Source organism: Desulfoprunum benzoelyticum (genome assembly GCF_014201505.1).
Classification (GTDB): Bacteria; Desulfobacterota; Desulfobulbia; order Desulfobulbales; family Desulfocapsaceae; genus Desulfoprunum; species Desulfoprunum benzoelyticum.
On sequence record NZ_JACHEO010000008.1, the window covers coordinates 1 to 18303 of the forward strand.

At 58.3% G+C, this 18303-nt stretch carries 16 protein-coding genes; 2 read left to right on the top strand and 14 right to left on the bottom strand.

All coding sequences use genetic code 11. The annotated features are described in order from the left end of the window. Nucleotides 1-176 precede the first annotated feature (176 nt). The 9 genes from HNQ81_RS08230 to HNQ81_RS08265 form a co-directional block, all read right to left on the bottom strand. Complete coding sequence (locus tag HNQ81_RS08230; protein WP_183350239.1) at nt 177-872, bottom strand: hypothetical protein; 696 nt, start codon at nt 870-872, stop codon at nt 177-179. Between the two features lie 101 nt (nt 873-973). Further along, nucleotides 974-3058 (bottom strand): elongation factor G, encoded by a 2085-nt coding sequence (gene fusA, locus HNQ81_RS08235; RefSeq protein WP_183350241.1) that lies wholly within the window; start codon nt 3056-3058, stop codon nt 974-976. Between the two features lie 578 nt (nt 3059-3636). Next, nucleotides 3637-3894 (bottom strand): DUF8180 domain-containing protein, encoded by a 258-nt coding sequence (locus HNQ81_RS08240; protein ID WP_183350242.1) that lies wholly within the window; start codon nt 3892-3894, stop codon nt 3637-3639. Between the two features lie 53 nt (nt 3895-3947). Then, nucleotides 3948-4139: a CooT family nickel-binding protein gene (locus tag HNQ81_RS08245; RefSeq protein WP_183350244.1), complete on the bottom strand. Its 192-nt coding sequence runs from the start codon at nt 4137-4139 to the stop codon at nt 3948-3950. Nucleotides 4140-4189: 50 nt separating this feature from the next. After that, nucleotides 4190-5122 (bottom strand): methylenetetrahydrofolate reductase, encoded by a 933-nt coding sequence (locus tag HNQ81_RS08250; protein ID WP_205240237.1) that lies wholly within the window; start codon nt 5120-5122, stop codon nt 4190-4192. A gap of 2 nt (nt 5123-5124) precedes the next feature. Beyond that, a complete protein-coding gene (locus HNQ81_RS17310) occupies nt 5125-5787 on the bottom strand; it encodes a methylenetetrahydrofolate reductase C-terminal domain-containing protein (RefSeq protein ID WP_205240238.1) in 663 nt (220 codons plus the stop codon). Between the two features lie 61 nt (nt 5788-5848). Beyond that, nucleotides 5849-6358: a hydrogenase iron-sulfur subunit gene (locus HNQ81_RS17560; RefSeq protein ID WP_183350247.1), complete on the bottom strand. Its 510-nt coding sequence runs from the start codon at nt 6356-6358 to the stop codon at nt 5849-5851. Nucleotides 6359-6381: 23 nt separating this feature from the next. Next, nucleotides 6382-9417, bottom strand: coding sequence for an FAD-dependent oxidoreductase (locus HNQ81_RS08260; RefSeq protein WP_240191721.1), 3036 nt, complete (start codon nt 9415-9417; stop codon nt 6382-6384). Between the two features lie 308 nt (nt 9418-9725). Then, nucleotides 9726-10535: a DUF3786 domain-containing protein gene (locus tag HNQ81_RS08265; RefSeq protein WP_183350251.1), complete on the bottom strand. Its 810-nt coding sequence runs from the start codon at nt 10533-10535 to the stop codon at nt 9726-9728. 217 nt (nt 10536-10752) lie between these two features. On the opposite strand from HNQ81_RS08265, the gene HNQ81_RS08270 reads away from it, so the two are divergent. Together HNQ81_RS08270 and rbr are read left to right on the top strand one after the other, a co-directional pair. Beyond that, nucleotides 10753-10944, top strand: coding sequence for a ferredoxin (locus HNQ81_RS08270; protein WP_183350253.1), 192 nt, complete (start codon nt 10753-10755; stop codon nt 10942-10944). 21 nt (nt 10945-10965) lie between these two features. After that, the gene (gene rbr / locus HNQ81_RS08275; RefSeq protein ID WP_183350255.1) at nt 10966-11538 is read left to right on the top strand and encodes a rubrerythrin; all 573 of its coding nucleotides are present in this window, start codon (nt 10966-10968) and stop codon (nt 11536-11538) included. Nucleotides 11539-11568: 30 nt separating this feature from the next. Here the strand turns inward: rbr and dfsP are convergent, their stop codons facing one another. The 5 genes from dfsP to HNQ81_RS08300 form a co-directional block, all read right to left on the bottom strand. After that, nucleotides 11569-12198 carry a DUF166 family (seleno)protein DfsP gene (gene dfsP / locus HNQ81_RS08280; protein ID WP_267461795.1) on the bottom strand — a complete coding sequence of 210 codons (630 nt, stop codon included), beginning with the start codon at nt 12196-12198 and terminating at the stop codon, nt 11569-11571. Between the two features lie 49 nt (nt 12199-12247). After that, the gene (locus tag HNQ81_RS08285) at nt 12248-12643 is read right to left on the bottom strand and encodes a hypothetical protein (protein WP_183350257.1); all 396 of its coding nucleotides are present in this window, start codon (nt 12641-12643) and stop codon (nt 12248-12250) included. A 165-nt stretch (nt 12644-12808) separates the two neighbouring features. Continuing rightward, nucleotides 12809-15499, bottom strand: coding sequence for a formate dehydrogenase subunit alpha (gene fdhF / locus HNQ81_RS08290; RefSeq protein ID WP_183350260.1), 2691 nt, complete (start codon nt 15497-15499; stop codon nt 12809-12811). A 3-nt stretch (nt 15500-15502) separates the two neighbouring features. Beyond that, a complete protein-coding gene (gene nuoF, locus HNQ81_RS08295) occupies nt 15503-17284 on the bottom strand; it encodes an NADH-quinone oxidoreductase subunit NuoF (RefSeq protein ID WP_337833434.1) in 1782 nt (593 codons plus the stop codon). A 4-nt stretch (nt 17285-17288) separates the two neighbouring features. Further along, nucleotides 17289-17756 (bottom strand): NADH-quinone oxidoreductase subunit NuoE family protein, encoded by a 468-nt coding sequence (locus HNQ81_RS08300; protein WP_205240240.1) that lies wholly within the window; start codon nt 17754-17756, stop codon nt 17289-17291. Between the last annotated feature and the right edge of the window lie 547 nt (nt 17757-18303).

Here is an 18303-nt window from a genome sequence, read left to right on the forward strand (position 1 = left end):
TACAATGGTTGATCGGTTAACCTATATAGCCTTACAAACTCAGCCGGTCCCGCAGCGCCTGCTCAAGCTGGCTGAAGTTCGATGGTAATCAGAAAAAAAAAAGCGGCTCACCGTGAAGGGTGGCCGCTTTTTTTGTCTTCATCGCATTCCGTCTGCAACCCGTCGGAGGTTGGAGATCAGTTTTTCTGAATCAGCATCGTCGCCGGATCGAGACCGAGGCTGGTGCCGGGATGGACCGCACAGTCGTCGCATTTGAGGATATCGAGCTTCATCGCCTCACCCTCCGGCTTGATGATGAGCACGATGTCGAAGAGATCGTCGACCTCATGGCAGGGCGCCGGGACACCGTTGGCGCTGACGCGTTTATCCTCACGGTGGCTTACCGCCGAAAACCAGATCATCTTCAGGCCATGCTGCCCCATGAACCCGCGGAGTTCGACCATCGAGGCATAATCGTTATGCTCGAAGTCATAGCCGTCGATAATCAGGCATTCCGGCTTGTAGATATCCTGCTTGACCAGATCGTCCAGCCGCTCCTGGAGCTTGGCCTTCGTAAACGCGCTCTCCTTGAAGGTCATGATCATCCGGTTGCGCATGATCTCGGGAATCGATTCGATCTTCTCCCCATCGGTCAGCATCGACAGGATATCGTCGTACCATTTCCTGGTCTTATCGACGCTCTGGCCGATGGAGACATGGAGCACCTTGTTGCCGAGCAGCATGCAGTCCAGAGCGAACTGGACCAGTATCGCGGTCTTGCCGAGACCGGCACGGGAAATGACCAGGCCCATGCTCTGCAGCCCCTCGCCGGCCTTGTTGTCCAGGCCGAGGGCCCGGATCGGATTGTTGACTTTCACAGAATTGTCACCCATACACTCACCTCTTTCCTCTTCATTGTTCGACTGCCGCCGCCAACCAGGATTCCGCCACACCATCGTCGATGATTTCTATGTAGAATCTCCGGCAGCACAGATCAACCGTTCTTTTTCTCTTCCTGGTATTTCTTTACCAGTTCCTCGCTGACACCCTTCGGCACAGGTTTGAAGGTCGCGAATTCCATCGTGAATTCCGCCTTGCCCTGCGTCAGGGAGCGCAGCGTCGTGCTGTAGCCGAACATCTCGGAAAGCGGCACCTCGGCCTCGACCACCGTATAATTGCCCTCTTCCATCGAACCTATAATCATACCCCGGCGCTGGTTGATGCTGCCCATGACCGCACCCTGGAATTCGGACGGTCCTTCAACCGCGACCTTCATGATCGGCTCCAGTATAACCGGTTTGGCCTTCATGTATGCTTCCTTGAAGGCGCCGATGGCGGCCAGCTGGAAGGCGATATCGGACGAGTCGACGGCATGGAAGGCGCCGTCGTTGATGACGCAGCGGACGCTGGTAATCGCCGCGCCGCAGAGCGACCCTTTTTCGACGCTCTTCTGGAAACCTTTGTCGCAGGAGGGGATGAACTCACGGGGGATGACGCCGCCGACGATCTTGTCGACAAATTCATACTCACCCTCTTCCAGGGGCTCGATATAGCCGGCGACCCGACCGAACTGCCCGGAACCGCCGGTCTGCTTTTTGTGGGTGTAGTTGAAATCGGCCCTGCCGGTGATCGTCTCGCGGTAGGCAACCTGGGGCGCGCCGACCTCGACCTCGGCCTTGTATTCCCGCTTCATCCGCTCGATATAGACCTCGAGATGGAGTTCGCCCATACCGGAGATGATCGTCTCGCCGGTCTCATGATCGACGAAGGTCTTGAAGGTCGGATCCTCCTTCGTGAAACGGTTGAGGGCCTTGGACATGTTGATCTGAGCCTTGTTGTCGACCGGAATGACTGCCAGCGAGATGACCGGCTCTGGAATGTGCATCGAACTCATCGAGCAGGAAATCTGGTCGTTTGTAAAGGTGTCGCCGGAAGCACAGTCGATGCCGAACAGGGCGACGATATCGCCGGAACCGCACTCCTCGATCTCCTCCATCTCGTCGGCGTGCATGCGGACAAGGCGACCGATCTTGACCTTCTTGCCGGTACGGCTGTTGTAAATGGTGTCGCCCTTTCGAACCTGGCCCTGATAGGTCCGGACATAGGTCAACTGCCCATAGCGGCCATCCTCAAGCTTGAAGGCCAGCATGACGAGGGGATCGGCGGGGTTATTGGTGACCTTGAACTCGGCCTCGTTGTTTTTCAGATCGAGGGCGGTATTCTCGACATCGGTGGGGCAGGGCAGGTAGGCCTCGACCGCGTCGAGAAGCAGCTGGATACCCTTGTTCTTATAAGCCGAGCCGACAAAGACCGGGGTGAACTCGAGATTGATGGTCCCCTTGCGTACGGCATCGTAGATCAGGGCGGGATCGATGTCGCCGCCTTCGAGAACGGCCTCCATCAACTCTTCGGAGAACATCGAGACCTCCTCGAGCAGCGCCTGACGCTTTTCTTCGGCCTCCTCCGCCATGGTGGCCGGAATGGCCTCGTAACGCATCTTCTCGCCGTTGTCGCCATCGAAGTAGATGGCCTGCATCTTCACCAGATCAACCATCCCGACCAGGTCGCCTTCCAGGCCGATCGGCAACTGCAGCATATGGGCGTTGAGGTTGAGTTTCTCCCGCAGCTGCCGGGTCACCCTCTCCGGATTGGCGCCGGTCCGGTCGCACTTGTTGACGAAGGCGATACGCGGGACCCGGTAACGGGTCATCTGGCGGTTGACCGTGATCGATTGCGACTGGACCCCGCCGACGGAGCACAGAACCAGGATCGCCCCGTCGAGAACCCGCAGGGCCCGTTCGACCTCAACGGTAAAATCGACATGGCCGGGGGTATCGATGATATTGATATCGATATCCTTCCAGGAACAGAAGGTGGCCGCAGACTGGATGGTGATACCCCGCTCTTTCTCCAGTTCCATCGAATCCATCTTCGCCCCGACGCCGTCCTTGCCGCGAACCTCGTGGATGGCATGTATCCTGTTGGTATAATAAAGGATACGTTCGGTCAAGGTCGTCTTTCCCGAATCGATATGGGCACTGATACCGATATTCCGCACTTTTGTTAAATCTTTATTCATGATTATTGTCCTCTACCGCTTGTCGCAACCGGATCGGGTTTGCCCCGCTGCAAAAGGCGGCGGGGATTAAAACAGAAAAGAGTTACAGTTTACTGCAACCCCTTCGTCAACTGACAATGAGACACAACCAGACTCAGGAATGAGGATACTTTCTTTGGCCCCAGCAGGGCTTCAGGGAGATCTGCAACCGGGGTGGCCCCCGCTCAGGCATTCCGCCAGAATCTGACGAAATTCTTGGATATCTACAAAAATGCCAGACGAACCGCGCTTCCAATCGGTTCAACAACCAAGAATAAACCTGTTATTATACCCAGAGAAACCATCAATTGCCAATAATTTTTACACTGATGTTGATTTTCTCTCCCTTCCCGTCTGGTTGGAGGGTGACGACCGGCCCACCGGCAACGCGATCAAGGGAAGAGTGTAGACCTGGTCGAAGAAGAGCAATTAGACGATATTCTGATCGATTCGGAAGGATAACTGCCCTGCCGGTACAATGAAACAGGGCCCTGACCGCCGCAGCGTTTGACTGCGGCAGCCAGGACCCTGTCGTTCCTGAATGACGGCGACGCGTCCTATCAGTGATGATGATGGTGGTGGTCGCCATGGTGGTGGTGACCGGAATTCTCCTCTCCACCTCCGGCCTCCTCAAGCGCTTTATGAAGAAACTCGTTGACCTTCTGCATCTCGCCCACCGCGGCGCTGATATAGCCGGCAATCGGCGCCAACCCGTCATCCACCAAGGTTTCCTGCCATTTCTCATACTCGGCGGCATGTTCCTTGTTGTGATCAATCCAGTGCTGCAGCAGAATTCGTATCTTTTCAGTATTTCCCACGTGATATCTCCAAACAGAATAGAATTTTATCAGGTCGAGTATTCCCCTGCCCCTCAACTGAGCGACAGATAGACCTTTCCTCCAAGGAAATCAATACGTCGGAGGGCCGCCCCGACAATTTCCCGCGATCCTTCAAACAGGGTGGCGACGGCAATTCCTTGCTCGATCACATCCAATCGGGTCACGTTTTCGAACATGACTTCTTCCTTCCCTTCCTTCTCAACGACAACACGCATCTGACACATATCTTCCCTCACCTGTGATGCCACCCCTTGTCAACAGGGCGACGAAACGATCAATCGATGACCGGCCGCGGGAACAACCCGGCCCGCTCGACAATCTCCGGCACCTTCTCTTCCCATTCGATGGCCATGACGTGGAAACCAGCCACCCCCTTGACCTCTTTGAGACGCTGGATGGTCTCGACGGCGATGGTTATGCCTTCGGCCGCCTGCTTCTCTTTTTCGACCCCCGACAACCTCTTGATCAACTCCTCCGGGACATCCATGCCCGGCACCGATTTGCGGAGATACTTGGCCATACCGACGGAACGCATCGGGGTGATGCCGGCGAGGATGAAGACCTTGTCGTGAAGGCCGCGGTCACGCACGCCCTGCATCCACAGTTCAAACTTTTCGACATTGTAGATACACTGGGTCTGGATGAACTCGGCCCCGGCCGCAATTTTCTTCGCCAGGCGCGGCACCCTGATCTTGAACGGGTCGGCGAAGGGGTTGGCCGCCGCCCCGACGAACATGTTCGGCGGCACCTTGATCTCATCGCCGCTGAGGAACCTGCCCTCGTCGCGCATCCGTCGCACCGTCTGCACCAGCTGCATCGAGTCGAGATCGAAGACATTCTGGGCCTGCGGGTTGTCGCCGAAGCTCTGGTGGTCGCCGGACAGACAGAGGACGTTGTTGATGCCGAAGGAGGCGGCGCCAAGAATGTCGCTCTGCAGGGCGATGCGGTTGCGGTCGCGTACCACCATCTGCAGGACCGGATCGAGCCCCTGCAACTTCAGGTGGACGCAGGCGGCAAGGCTGCACAGCCGGGTCACCGAAGTCTGGTTGTCGGTGATGTTGATGGCGTCGACATGATTCTTGATCAGGTTGCCCTTCTTGATGATCCCTTCCGGGGCACTCGACCGGGGCGGACCGCACTCACTGGTGACGGCCAGCTGACCACTCTTCAAAACCTTTTCCAGTCTGCTGTTGGTTTTCAGGTCCACGGTTACATGTCCTCCAGCTTGAATGACCGGGGTCCGCCGGCTCTGTCCTTCGACCAGTCCTTGAGAGGGGGGATCTTTTCGTAGTCGTCGAGGCGCCCCAGGGCCTCGAGACGGTCGACGATCAGCTGCCAGGCGCAGTCGATCTCTTTGGAAATCTCGCACTTGCCGTTCGACGACCCGCCGCACGGACCATTCATCAGACGCTTGCAGCAGCGGCTGACCGGACAGACGCCGCCGGTGAGCCCGAGGACGCAATCGCCGCAGGCCTGGCATTTCTCGGTAAAATGACCGACGGCGATGACGTCGCCGAGGAAGGTGGTGTTCAGGGCCGGATAGACCGGCAGTGTCTGATATTTCGTCGCCACAAACTGGACCCCGATGCCGCAGGCCAGGCTGAGTACCGCCTCCGATCTGTTCATCAGGTCACGGACCGATTCGAAGAATTCGTGCTCGCACTGGCGCTCGATGCCGCTGTCGACAATTTCGATATCGACCTCCTCCTGGGTGGCCTTCATCCGCAGCAGCGAGGCGAGGATTCCGGCCTCCTTGTTGCCTCCCTGATGGCACACCGCAACACAGGTGTTGCAGCCGAACACCGTCAGCTGCTTATGTACTTTGACCATCTCCCAGATTTCTTCGAGCGGTTTCTGTTCTCCAACTATCATGGTCGTATGACTCCTTGTTCGTTAGGCACGCAGGATCGGTGGGCTGTCGACGACGGCTCCGCTACTCGCCATGCTTGAGCGACTCCTTCTTTTTCTGTCGGGCCAGCCAGATGGGTGAGGGCCCCAACGCAATGATCTTTTCGGTAAATTCATTGCAGATTTCGGCCCAGCGCGGTCCCATGGCGGCCGAGAGATTGTAAAATTGCAATCTCTCGGGATTGATCCCGATTGTGCGCAGCAGCCCCTTCAGACGTTTCACCCGTTTGGCCGCATTGGTATTTCCTTCCAGGAAATGGCATTGGCCCTCGAGTCAGCCGGCGACAAAAACCCCGTCAATGCCGCGCTCGAAGGCGCGTAATACGTAGATGTGATCAAGCTTGCCGGTACAGGGCAGGCGGATGACCTTGGAGTTGGGGAGGTACGAAAGGCGCATTACCCCGGCCAGATCGGCGGCGGCGAAGGCGCAGTAATGACAGGCGAAAGCAATGATGTTCGCCTTCCAGTCCGGGGGAATCTCGCAAGGTTTTTCCGGACTCTGCCGTTCCTCGATCTTTTCACCATCAGCTGTCATTGGTTGATTCCTTCCTCTGTATGTTAGTCGGCGCCGGTTACCGAATCGATCATCGCCAGAATCTGGTTGTCACGGAAGCAGTTGACCTGGAAGGCCTTGGCCGGACAGATGCCGGCGCAGATCCCGCATCCGGTGCATTTCACCTCGTTGTGGCTTACCCGGCCGTCCTCGTCGATAAACGGCGACCCGAAGGGACAGGCCCGGAAACAGGCCAGGCAGGACATGCAGATATCACGATCATGCTTGGCGATAATCCCTGAAACCGTCAGGTTGTCACGGGACAGCAGGGTCCCCGCCCGCCCGGCGGCGGCCAGCGACTGGCTGATGGTCTCCTCGAGGTTCTTCGGGGCATGGGCCAGACCGGCAAGGAACAGTCCTTCACTGGGAAAATCGACCGGCCGCAGCTTGACGTGGGCCTCCATGAAATAGCCGTCGCCGTTGCGGGTCAGTTTATAGGTCTGCGACAGCTGCTGGGCATCCTCCTGGGGCCGCAGGCCGGTGGAAAGAATCAGATAGTCGGCATCGATCTCCATCTCGCCGCCGAGGACCCTGCCGTCGATCCGCACCTTGAAGCCATTGCCGTCGACGATGATCTCCGGTTTGCGCTCCGGCACATACAGGAAGAACAGGACGCCGAGATCACGTGCCTGACGATAATAATCCTCTTTCAAGCCGTAGGCCCGCAGATCGCGATAGAGCACGACGACCTGGGCCTCAGGTTGCCGCTCCTTGATGGCGATACTGTTCTTCAGCGCGTCCTGGCAGCAGATCCGCGAACAGTAGTTGGCCGGCTCCTCACGCGACCCGACGCACTGGATCATCACGAACCGATCGCTCACCTTCGGTTCGCTGGCGGCCAGCCACGACTCGAGTTCACGCTGGGTCATGATCCCCGGCGAACTGCCGTAGCCGTACTCCGTCGGCGCATACTCGGTGCCGCCGCTGGCGAGGACGATGGCTCCGTGCGAAAAAACAGTCCCATCGGTCAGGCGGGTGTTGAAATTGCCGACAAAGCCCTCGGTGTTGTCCACCGACACCCCGAGATGGACGGCAATCCGCTCATTCTGCGCAATTTTATTCCTGACATCAACAAGATAGGCCTGAACATCGTCGCCCTCGAGATTTCGTCGGACCTGGCTCAGCAAGCCGCCAAGGGTATTCTGCCGCTCCACCAGATGCACATCATAGCCCTGTTCGGCCAGGGACAGCGAGGCGGTCATGCCGGCGATGCCGCCACCGATGACCAGGGCCGCGTGGGTCACGCCGACGGCGTTGGACGTAACCTGTTCAAGCAGACGGGTCTTGGCCACGTTCATATTGACGATCTCGATCGCCTTGGCCGTCGCCTTCTCCTTGTCGTTCATATGGCACCAGGAACACTGTTCCCGGATATCGGCCAGTTCGAAAAGAAACCTGTTCAGCCCCTCCTCGCGGATGGTGTCCTGGAACAGCGGCGCATGGGTGCGCGGGGTGCAGGAGGCGACAACCACCCGGTTCAAACCTTTTTCCCTGATCAGATCGCGGATCTTCTGCTGACCGTCCGGAGCGCAGGCATAGATGATGGTTTCGGCATGGGTCACGCCGGGCTGGTGACTGGCGACCTCGGCGACCTTCGCGACATCGACGGTGCCGGCGATATTGACGCCGCAGTGGCAGACGATGACCCCGACCCGCGGCTCTTCCCCGACGATATCCCGCTCGGCCGGCAGCACGGTCTCCTCGATCTCACTGCCCCGACTCCCGCCGAGCAGGGCCATGGCCTGGGCCGCCGAACCGCTACCCTGGATGACGGTTTCCGGAATATCCTTCGGTCCCTGGTAGGTGCCGGCAACATAGATGCCGGGGCGGCTGGTGGCGACCGGCGCCAGTTTCGAAGTTTGGGCAAAACCGTACTGGTCGGTGGCAATACCGAAGATCTGCGCCAATTCGAGGGCATCCGGCCGGGGTTCGAAGCCGATGGAGAGGATGACCATGTCGAATTCTTCGTTGACGAGCCGCCCCTCTTCATCGACCGAGTGGATCAGCAGATTCTTCGTCTCCGGGACCTCAATGATCTCGGAGATCATCGCCCGCCGGTATTTGACCCCGCTGTCGAACTTGGCCTTGTCGATATACTTGTCGAAGTCCTTGCCGAAGGCCCTGAGTTCCATGTAGAAGACGGTGGCGTCAACCTCCGGATCGTGCTCCTTGGCGATGATCGACTGCTTGGCCGCATACATGCAGCAGACCGATGAGCACCAGGGGTTGGCATTGTGGGCGTTGCGGGAGCCGACACACTGGATCCAGGCCAGCCGTTTGGGATGGCCGCCGTCGGAGGGTCTGGCCACCACCCCGCCGCAGGGACCGGAGGCCGACAGCAGCCGCTCGAACTGGAGGGAGGTGACGACATTCTGCAGCCGTCCATACCCTAGTTCCTGCCGGATTGCCGGATCATAGGTCTTCAGGCCGGGGGTAAGGATGATCGAACCGACCTTCAGCTCATACTCTTTGTCAGAATCATCGAAATTGATGGCGTTGGCATCGCAGACCTTTTCACACTTGCGACAGACCCCACGGGTGAGAAAGAGGCAGTGCTCGGCATCGATCGCCCGGGTGTTCGGCACCGCCTGCGGAAACAGGGCATAGATGGCCTTGCGCCGGTCAAGCCCCAGATTGAAGATGTTGGCGACCCTGGACGGACATTCAGCCTCGCAGGCGCCGCATCCGGTGCACCTCTCGGCATCGACGTACCTGGCCTTCTCGGTTATCGTTACCGTGAAATTGCCTTCCCGGCCCTCGACCTTCGTGGCCCGGGCCAGGGTGTGCATCCGGATGTTGGGATGGCGGCTGCTCTCGACCATCCGCGGCGAGATCATGCACATCGCGCAGTCGCCGGTGGGGAAGGTCTTGTCCAGTCTGGACATCGTCCCGCCGATGGATGGCTCATCGTTGATCAGATGAACCATGAAACCGCTTCCCGCCAGATCAAGGGCTGCCTGCATGCCGCCAATTCCGGCGCCGACAACCAGTACTGATCCGATTCTGTTCCCTGCGTCCTGTTTATGGCTCTGTTCGGTCAAAACAAGATCCTCCTTCAGACCGGCCCTGACAGTTTCGCCACTGCCGCCATTGTGTACTCGACCTGCGAGCGAATTGTAAGGGACGTAATCAGAGTAAAACATTGAGAAAAACCATCGGTGAACGCTCTTCAGCTAACATTCATTATCATTGATCTCCCACGCAATGACAATCTTTTTTATTTCCATCGGCCACAAAATGTACGGTTGTTCAGTACGCCGAACATTTCACCAGCTTACCAGCCGGATCAGCCGGTGGGAGGGAGGAAACTCACCCATCAACCTGAAGACAAGAGAGATTTCGAACGGAATCATTCAGCCGGAAGGACAAAGCCATGACGCTGGGCCAGCACCTCGAACATCCGCGCCAATCCCGCCCCCAGATTGAAGACCGCTCCGGCATCAAGAAACCTTTCCACGGTGGCATCGAAAAAGACATTGAGCTCCGATGCCAGCCCTTCCGCCGGCTTCCAGTAGCAGATCATGACCGGCACTTTCGGCAACGGCCTGAGGACCACGGAGATATCGGCATCGAACTGCGCAGCCACCCGTTCACCACCGAACAGATGGACAATGTCATCAAAAAGGTCGGGCCAGGTATCCGCCACCTGTTTCATCACGTCCTCGCACCGCTTCTGAAACAACGGATAACGCTCCCTTCCCCCGGCGATCTCGCGGTACGCGATCCATGTTCCTGACGGCTGTTCCCCAGAACACTGCAGAAGATAGGTGAGAAAGGGCACGACGACCCAGTTGTTGACATGGATATCGGTAACAAAGTTGCCGGCGGCATCGATACCGAAATCCTTTCCCAGTACTTTGAGAACGATACTTCCTCTGGACAGCTTTCCCCCCGTGCGCGCCGCCGTTTCGACCGGATCAAGCCTGCGAACCTTGTCAATCAGGACGGAGAGGGCCTGCTCTTCCTTCTCCTGATCCAGCGAGACCCTGTCGCCGTAACGGGCACAGGTCTCCGCGTCGAGCTTCGGGCAGGCGGAAAGCGCTTTCATCCCCAGGAAGACCGCACCGGCAAAGGCCATACAGGTCTTTTCTCCGCATCGGCGGCAATTGCTCCGGTCGAGCAGACTGAACACTTCCATCGCATTGGCAAAACCAGACATATATATCCTCTCAGAAATCCCGCTTTTCGTCGGGTAACCGACAGACGCATCAAACCATATGTGTACATCCGGCGAGAGAACAGATATCCACAACAGGAAAATTTGATTTGACGGATGCCACCCGGACCGATAAGACTATTACAACAAGTGGTATTGTACAGGCAATGTTACCGGATTAACCGGAGCTATCACGATCAACCCGAACTAGGAGACGAACATGAAGGCTACGATCACCAAAGAATGCATGGGAGACAGAAACTGCAACAAACTCTGCCCCGAGATTTTCGAGTATGACGAGAACCAACTTCTTTCCATCGTCAAACTCGACACTATCCCCCCTCACCTCGAGGACATCGTCCGGCGGGCCGCTCGCGAATGCGGGGCCGAAGCCATAATTATAGAAGAATAATCACGATACCGGAAAAAGCCAATGCCTTTTCGTGACAGCAGAACGGCGAAAAACCTGCTTATTTCCTTTTCCGCCGAGGCCCAGGCCCGAACCCGCTATAATTTTTTCGCAGGCCGGGCCAGGGAGGAAAATTATATCCAGATCGCTCGGATTTTCGATGAGACAGCGGAACAGGAATACGAGCACGCGCTGCGGTTCTTCAAGTTCTTCAACGGCGGCGAACTGGAGATTTCCTGGCCATTTCCCGCCGGCGTCATCGAAGACACCCGTTCGAACCTGCTCTCCTCGGCCGAACTCGAGCTTTACGTCCACGGCACAATGTACCGGCTCTTTGCCGAGATCGCCAGGGAAGAAGGAATGACGCGGGCCGCCGAGACCTTCGATGCCATCAGTGTCGCCGAACGGCACCATGAGCGGATATTCCGCGAACTGGCGGAAAACATCAGCGTCGGAAGGATATTCTCCCGCCCGGAGGGGACGGTATGGAAATGCCTCGGTTGCGGGTACCTCCACACGGGGGCGGAACCCCCCACCAAGTGTCCCGCATGCGTCCGGCCACGGGGATATTTCGAACTGCTCGGTAAAAACTGGTAACCAAACGCTCCGCCCCTCCAGGGGCGGAGATCATATCCCGGCCAGTCGCGCCAGCGCGTCCTTCATCGCCTTGCTGTGGATCTTACCGGCGAAATGAACCGGACTCTGGCCGTAAATAGGGTCCCACCCCGCCGGGTTGGCGGAACAGAAATACTGGACCTCAAGGCCGATGATTCGTTCCGCCTCGTCCACCGGGGAACCAACCAGTTTTTTCGCGGCATCCCAGGTGGCCCCACAGGGGGCCCCCCGCACCACCGTCACCTCCACGATCCTCCCGCTCTCGACTTCGACCTCGAGTTCGGGTGCGCCGAACCGCTCACCATAGGGACCGAGACAATCCTGCCTCGGAAGACCGCATCAGGTGGGCGGAATCATCACCTGCCGGCCCGTTCGCTTCTTGCCCGAGGAAACCACCGGAATCCCCTGTTCGACGCACATCGCCACAAGGTCATGCGAGAGGTCCTGATGGCGCAGATAATCAAGAACGAGATCGGCGTCGATTTTGTCCGGAAGATAACCTCGAGCATCATCGATCACAGGCGGCAGGGCGCCATCGATCGCCACGGTCTCGATTCTGACGATATCGGAGCCATGCTCCCTGACCCCGGCGACCTTCCGTTCACCACTGCCATTTTGCTGAAAAACAACGACCTTTTGCACTGAGCCTCCACGGCTATATAATTAATCCGCCGGTCTTTTCACTTCATTGTCAGATATCCAACCGGATCCATCGGGTACAGAAGCGATAGGCCGCTTCAATCAATTTTTTGCCGTCCTGTCCATCGTGCATCAGGGCGTAAAACCGCCCCTCCGTATCCCGGTAGAGCGCCAGTCCGGCAACCAGTTCCTCAGCATCCCCTCGCCCTGAAACACGTAGACTGCCATCCAGCGGTGTAATCTCCAGTTCGCCATCCTGAAACTGGAAATACGCCATCTGGGCCATCGTATGAAACTCATGTTTAACATGGGCGGATTCTTTGACGGTCATCGTCCTGATATAGCCAGGCTCGGCGATGGCGATCTTCGGCACCAGAATGATGCTGCTACAATCCGTGATTGTCCTTGCTCCACACTTCAAAACAATGCTTTCGATTCCCGTACTCACACTTCCTTCCCGCTTTCTCGTTCGCCTGAGTTGATCATGTAACCAGTCATCTTCTCAAGAAGATCATACAGATTGAGCCGATTGTCCAGCATGTCGCCGAAAAAAAGGGGACCGGTTCAGAGCAGAACCAGTCCCCGGATTGTCAGCCTGTTGTTGCCTACCGGATCAGGCTGCCTGTTTTTCCACCCGTACCGCGCAGACCTTGGCTTCCATGATCTTGCTGATCGGGTCGAGGGCGTCGCTCGTCAGCATATTCGCCGCCGCCTCTTTATAATGGAACGGGATGAAGACCACCTTAGCCGGAACGATATCCGAAACCCGCGCCTTCACCTTGATACTGCCGCGCCGGGAACTGACCGACAGCAGCTCCGCATCACTGATCCCGAGTACCGCGGCATCGGCGGGATTGATCTCGATAAACGGTTCGGATGCTGCGGCGTTGAGCCCCTTCGATTTCCTCGTCATCGTTCCGGTATGATAATGGAACAACTCCCTGCCTGTCGTCAGCAGGAAAGGATATTCGCTGTCGGGCAGCTCGTCCGACACAACGTACGGCACATTGGAGAACAGGGCCTTGCCGCCCTCCCTGGGAAAGGTTTCCTGAAACAGGTACGAGGTCCCGGGATGATCGACCGTCGGGCAGGGCCACTGCAAGCCATCGCCTTCGAGACGATCATACTGCATCCCGGCAATTCCGGGCCACAGGGAGGCCGCCTCGGCGAACAGCTCGGCCGCGGCAACGTCGAAGGCCGCCGCTGCCGGGTCGATCCGCTTGTAGACCTCATGGATGATGGCAAGGTCGTTCTTCGCCTCGCCCGGTGAGGCGATGGCCGGCCGGACCCTCTGCACCCGGCGCTCCGAACTGGTAAAGGTACCATCCTTCTCGGCAAACGAGGCGCCGGGCAGGACGACGTCGGCCAGTTCCGCCGTCTCGGTCAGGAAGATATCCTGAACCACCAGGAAATCGAGGGCCTTGAAGGCCTTGATCGAATGCGACATGTTCGGATCGGACAAAGCCGGATTCTCTCCGAAAATGTACATTGCCCTGAGATCGCCGGAAAGCATCGCCCCGGTCATCTCGCTGGCGGTCAGTCCCGGCTTCGGCGACAGCGACTTGCCCCAGGCCTTCTCGAACTTGGCCTGTACCGCAGGATTGCTGACCTTCTGGTAGCCGGGGTAGTCGCCCGGCAGGCAGCCCATGTCGCAGGCGCCCTGGACATTGTTCTGGCCGCGCAGCGGGTTGACGCCGGCGGCGTCTTTGCCGAGGTTGCCGGTCAGCATCGCCAGGTTGCCAACGGCCATGACGTTGTTGGTCCCCATGGTGTGCTGGGTGATGCCCATGGCGTAGTAGATACCGGCATTGCCGGCGCCGGCGTAGATCCGTGCCGCCTTGCGGATATCGTCGGCGGCGACCCCGGTCACGCCCTCGGCGAACTCGGGGGTGAACGTTGCCAGGGACTCGACAAACTCGGCATAGCCTTCGGTCCGGTCGGCGATGAATTTCTTGTCCTCGAGCCCTTCGGCCAGGATAACGTTCATGATTGCATTCAACAGGACCGAATCGGTCCCCGGCCTGTGGCGCAGCCACAGCGTCGCGAACTTGACCAGCGGGATGCGGCGGGGATCGGCGACGATCAGCTGGGCGCCGCCCGCCACAGCCTCCTTCATCCTGAGGCCGATGATCGGGTGATTCTCGGTGGTGTTGGAACCGATGACGAAGAGGACATCGTTGCGGGAGATCCCCTCGACCGAATTGGTCATTGCGCCGGAACCGAACTTGGTGGCCAGACCGGCCACCGTCGCACTGTGTCAGTATCTGGCGCAGTGATCGACATTGTTGGTGCCGATTCCCGCCCGCAGCAGTTTCTGGAAGAGGTAGTTTTCCTCATTGGTGCAGCGGGCCGAGGCCAGACCGCCAATGGCGTCGGGACCGTACTGTTCCTTCACCGACTGCAGCCGGGAGGTGATCAGATCGAGGGCCTCGTCCCAGCCGGCCGGCTCGAGCGCGCCACCCTTCTGGCGGCGGATCAGCGGAGTCGTCAATCGCTCGGGGCTGTTGATGAAATCGTAACCGAAGCGGCCTTTGACGCACAGCCAGCCGCGGTTATGATTGTCGGAGCGGGACGAGACCCGGGCGACCTTGTTGCCGTGGGTGTGCAGGGTGACGTTGCAACCGCAGCCACAGTAGGTGCAGGTCGTCTCGGTGGGCTGGAGACCATCCAGACGGGGCTGGCCGACCCACATCTTGGCCGTCAGGGCCCCGGTCGGGCAGACGGAGACGCACTGACCGCAGAACTCGCAGTTGAGGTCCTTCTTGAACGGCGGGCATATATCCGACTCGAAACCGCGGTTGGCATAGCCGATCGCCCCGACGCCCTGGACCTCATCGCAGACCCTGACACAGAGACCGCAGAGGACGCACTTGTCTTGGTCGCGGAGGATGAAAGGGTTGTTGTCGACCCGCTTGTGCTGGCGGACTGCGCCGCTGAAGCGGTTGTCGCGGATGCCGTAGCGGTAGGCCAGATCCTGGAGACTGCAATCCCCGGCCTGGATACAGACCATGCAGTCGTTCGGGTGATCGGAGAGCAGCAATTCCACCGTGGTCTTGCGCAGACGCTCCAACCGGGGACTCGATGTCGTCACCACCATCCCTTCGGTTGCCGGGGTTGTACAGGAGGTGACCGGCCGCGGCAACCCGGCAATATCCACAATGCAGAGCCGGCAGGCTCCGAAGGGCTTCATCCGCGGGTCATGGCAGAGGGTCGGGATATCAATCTTGGCCAGACGGGCTGCTTCCAGGACGGTCGCACCGTGCGGCGCCTCAATTTTCTTATCGTCAATCGTCAGGCTGATCATAGGTTAATCCTTTACAACTGCGTTGAATTTACAGACATCATAGCATGATCCGCATTTGATGCAGAGGGCGTTATCGATACGGTGCGGCTGCTTCAGATCGCCGGAGATGGCCTTCACCGAACATGCCTTGGCGCACATGCCGCAGCCGACGCACTGGTCGGGGCGGATGAAGAAGGTCAGCAGCTTGTTGCAGACCTTGGCCGGGCATTTCTTGCGGTTGATATGGGCCTCGTACTCATGGCGGAAATACTTGATGGTGCTGATGACGGGGTTCGGTGCCGACATTCCGAGACCGCAGAGGCTCGAATCGCGGACGTCTTCGGCAAGTTCCTGGAGCAACTCGATATCCCCCTTCTTGCCCTTGCCTTCGGTGATCCGGGTCAGGATCTCAAGCAGACGCTTGGTGCCGATCCGGCAGGGAACGCACTTGCCGCAACTCTCCTCCTGGGTGAAGGTCAGGAAGAACTTGGCGATGTTGACCATGCAGTCGGTTTCGTCGAGCACGACCATACCGCCGGAACCCATCATCGAACCGACCGATTTCAGGCCCTCGTAATCGACCGGCAGGTCGATGAACTGCTGCGGGATACAGCCGCCGGATGGTCCGCCGGTCTGCACCGCCTTGAACAGCTTGTCGCCCTCGATGCCGCCGCCTATCTTGAAGATGATGTCTTTCAGCGGCATACCCATCGGGATCTCGATGAGGCCGGTGTTCCTGATCTTGCCGGTCAGGGCGATGACCTTCGTACCCTTGCTCTTTTCCGAACCGATCGAAGCGAACCACTCGGCCCCCTTGTTGATGATCGGCGGCAGATTGGCCAGCGTCTCGACGTTGTTGATGATCGTCGGCTTACCCCATAACCCCTTGTTGGCGGGGAACGGCGGCTTGGCCCGCGGCATGCCGCGTTCGCCCTCGATCGAGGCGATCAGGGCGGTCTCCTCGCCGCAGACGAAGGCCCCGGCGCCGAGTTTGATCTTGATGTCGAATTCGAACGAAGTCCCGAACAGCTTCTCGCCGAGAAAGCCCCGCTCACGGGCCTGATCAAGGGCAATGCGCAGTCGCTGGACGGCCAGCGGATATTCGGCCCGGATATAGACGTAGCCGCGGGTGGCACCGATCGCATAGGCGGTGATGATCATGCCCTCGATCACCGCGTGGGGATTGCCCTCCACCATCGAACGATCCATGAAGGCGCCGGGATCGCCCTCGTCGGCGTTGCAGATGACATAGCGCTGGTCCGCCTCGTTGGCGGCGCAGAGACTCCACTTGAGCCCGGTCGGAAAACCACCGCCGCCGCGGCCGCGCAGGCCGGAGTTCTTGACTTCGTTGACGACCTCCTCGGCGGTCATCGTCATAAGGGCCTTCTTCGCCGCGGTGTAGCCCTCGACGCCGATGTAGTCGTCGATCGATTCCGGATTGATCTTGCCGAGATCGTGGAGGATGACCTTGGTCTGGTTGTCGTGGAAGACATGGTAGTCGTCGCCGGCCATCCACTCTCTGATCGGCTTGCCGCCGACGACATGTTCCCTGACCAACCGTTTAACCATATCCTCCTGGATGAACTGGTAGGTCGAGACCTCGCCGTCGACGCTGATGTCGACCAGGACGTCCTTGGCGCAGAAGCCGCGGCAACCGACCTTGTGCAGTTTGCAGCGGTTCTGGACGGTGGCGTTTTCGAGCCCGGCAGCGGCAAATTCATCCTGGAACGCCTTCATCACCATCTCGGCACCCGCCGCGATGCCGCCGGTGCCCATGCACACATTGACTATTATTTCGCCATTCACGGTGTTATTCCTTATAGGTTTTGAGGGTTTTGGAGATCTTCTCCGGATTCATCTTACCGAAAACCTTCTCGTTGACGACGACAACCGGGGCGATGCTGCAGGCCCCGACACAGTTGACGTTTTCCAACGTAAACAGCATGTCCTTGGTGGTCGGCTTGTCCTCTGCGAGTTTCAGGTCGTCACGGATCCGCGAGATGATCCTGGAGGCCCCCTTGACGTGGCATACCGTCCCGGAGCAGACGGTGATGATGTTCTTACCGCGTGGGGTCATGTGAAACTGGGAATAAAAGGTAATGACGCCGTAGAACTTCGAGGCCGGGATGTTGGTCCTCGCCGAGAACCAGTTCACCGTTTCCTCCTGGACATATCCGAACGCATTCTGGATCTCCTGCAGCACGGTGATTATGTTATCACCGTGCGCCACCGTTTTCTGATAGATGCCTTCCAGCACTTCTTCCATCTGATTTTCCATATCCACATGCTCCAGCTGAAGATTGTTCAAAACCTGCTTGACCTCATCGAGGAAATCAACACATCACTTGAAATTTCCCTCAGACAGTGCTGTACCCCGCACCAGACAGAACCAGCAGACCCGGATGAGAGGGAACACGACAAAAGGACACCACGGGCCCCTGTCTCACAGACCTGCGACCACACAAAGACGGTCATCGAGAGACGGAAATCGCCCGATCCTGTAAACTGCAGACACCTCCCGGAAACAGGTATCGCTGACCAGCAACCCGTTACGGCTAACAAGGGAAAGGATTCACCTGCACATGCCACATCATTCCCCCGTGCCATGCATCATCCTTGAAGATGTACTGCCAAACGGCGCAATAACCTGCAGTTGACTATGATCAACCGAGCACCGGATGAAACGATTTTCTCAACCCGTCCCGGCCGTTCCCAGACAAACTGTATCCCGTTCCGGGGCAAAGGTCGAGAAAGAAAACCAGCGGGAACTGAAAAACCTGCCCCAATTCAAAGGTCGCGCCCGCAAGAGGGCCTGCCAATCATTT

What these genes read in the sequence shown, in the direction of transcription:
- HNQ81_RS08230 (WP_183350239.1), bottom strand. Translation starts at nt 872, where the DNA reads ATGGGTGACAATTCTGTGAAAGTCAACAATCCGATCCGGGCCCTCGGC.
- fusA (WP_183350241.1), bottom strand. Translation starts at nt 3,058, where the DNA reads ATGAATAAAGATTTAACAAAAGTGCGGAATATCGGTATCAGTGCCCAT.
- HNQ81_RS08245 (WP_183350244.1), bottom strand. Translation starts at nt 4,139, where the DNA reads ATGTGTCAGATGCGTGTTGTCGTTGAGAAGGAAGGGAAGGAAGAAGTC.
- HNQ81_RS17310 (WP_205240238.1), bottom strand. Translation starts at nt 5,787, where the DNA reads ATGATAGTTGGAGAACAGAAACCGCTCGAAGAAATCTGGGAGATGGTC.
- HNQ81_RS08265 (WP_183350251.1), bottom strand. Translation starts at nt 10,535, where the DNA reads ATGTCTGGTTTTGCCAATGCGATGGAAGTGTTCAGTCTGCTCGACCGG.
- HNQ81_RS08270 (WP_183350253.1), top strand. Translation starts at nt 10,753, where the DNA reads ATGAAGGCTACGATCACCAAAGAATGCATGGGAGACAGAAACTGCAAC.
- rbr (WP_183350255.1), top strand. Translation starts at nt 10,966, where the DNA reads ATGCCTTTTCGTGACAGCAGAACGGCGAAAAACCTGCTTATTTCCTTT.
- HNQ81_RS08300 (WP_205240240.1), bottom strand. Translation starts at nt 17,756, where the DNA reads ATGGAAAATCAGATGGAAGAAGTGCTGGAAGGCATCTATCAGAAAACG.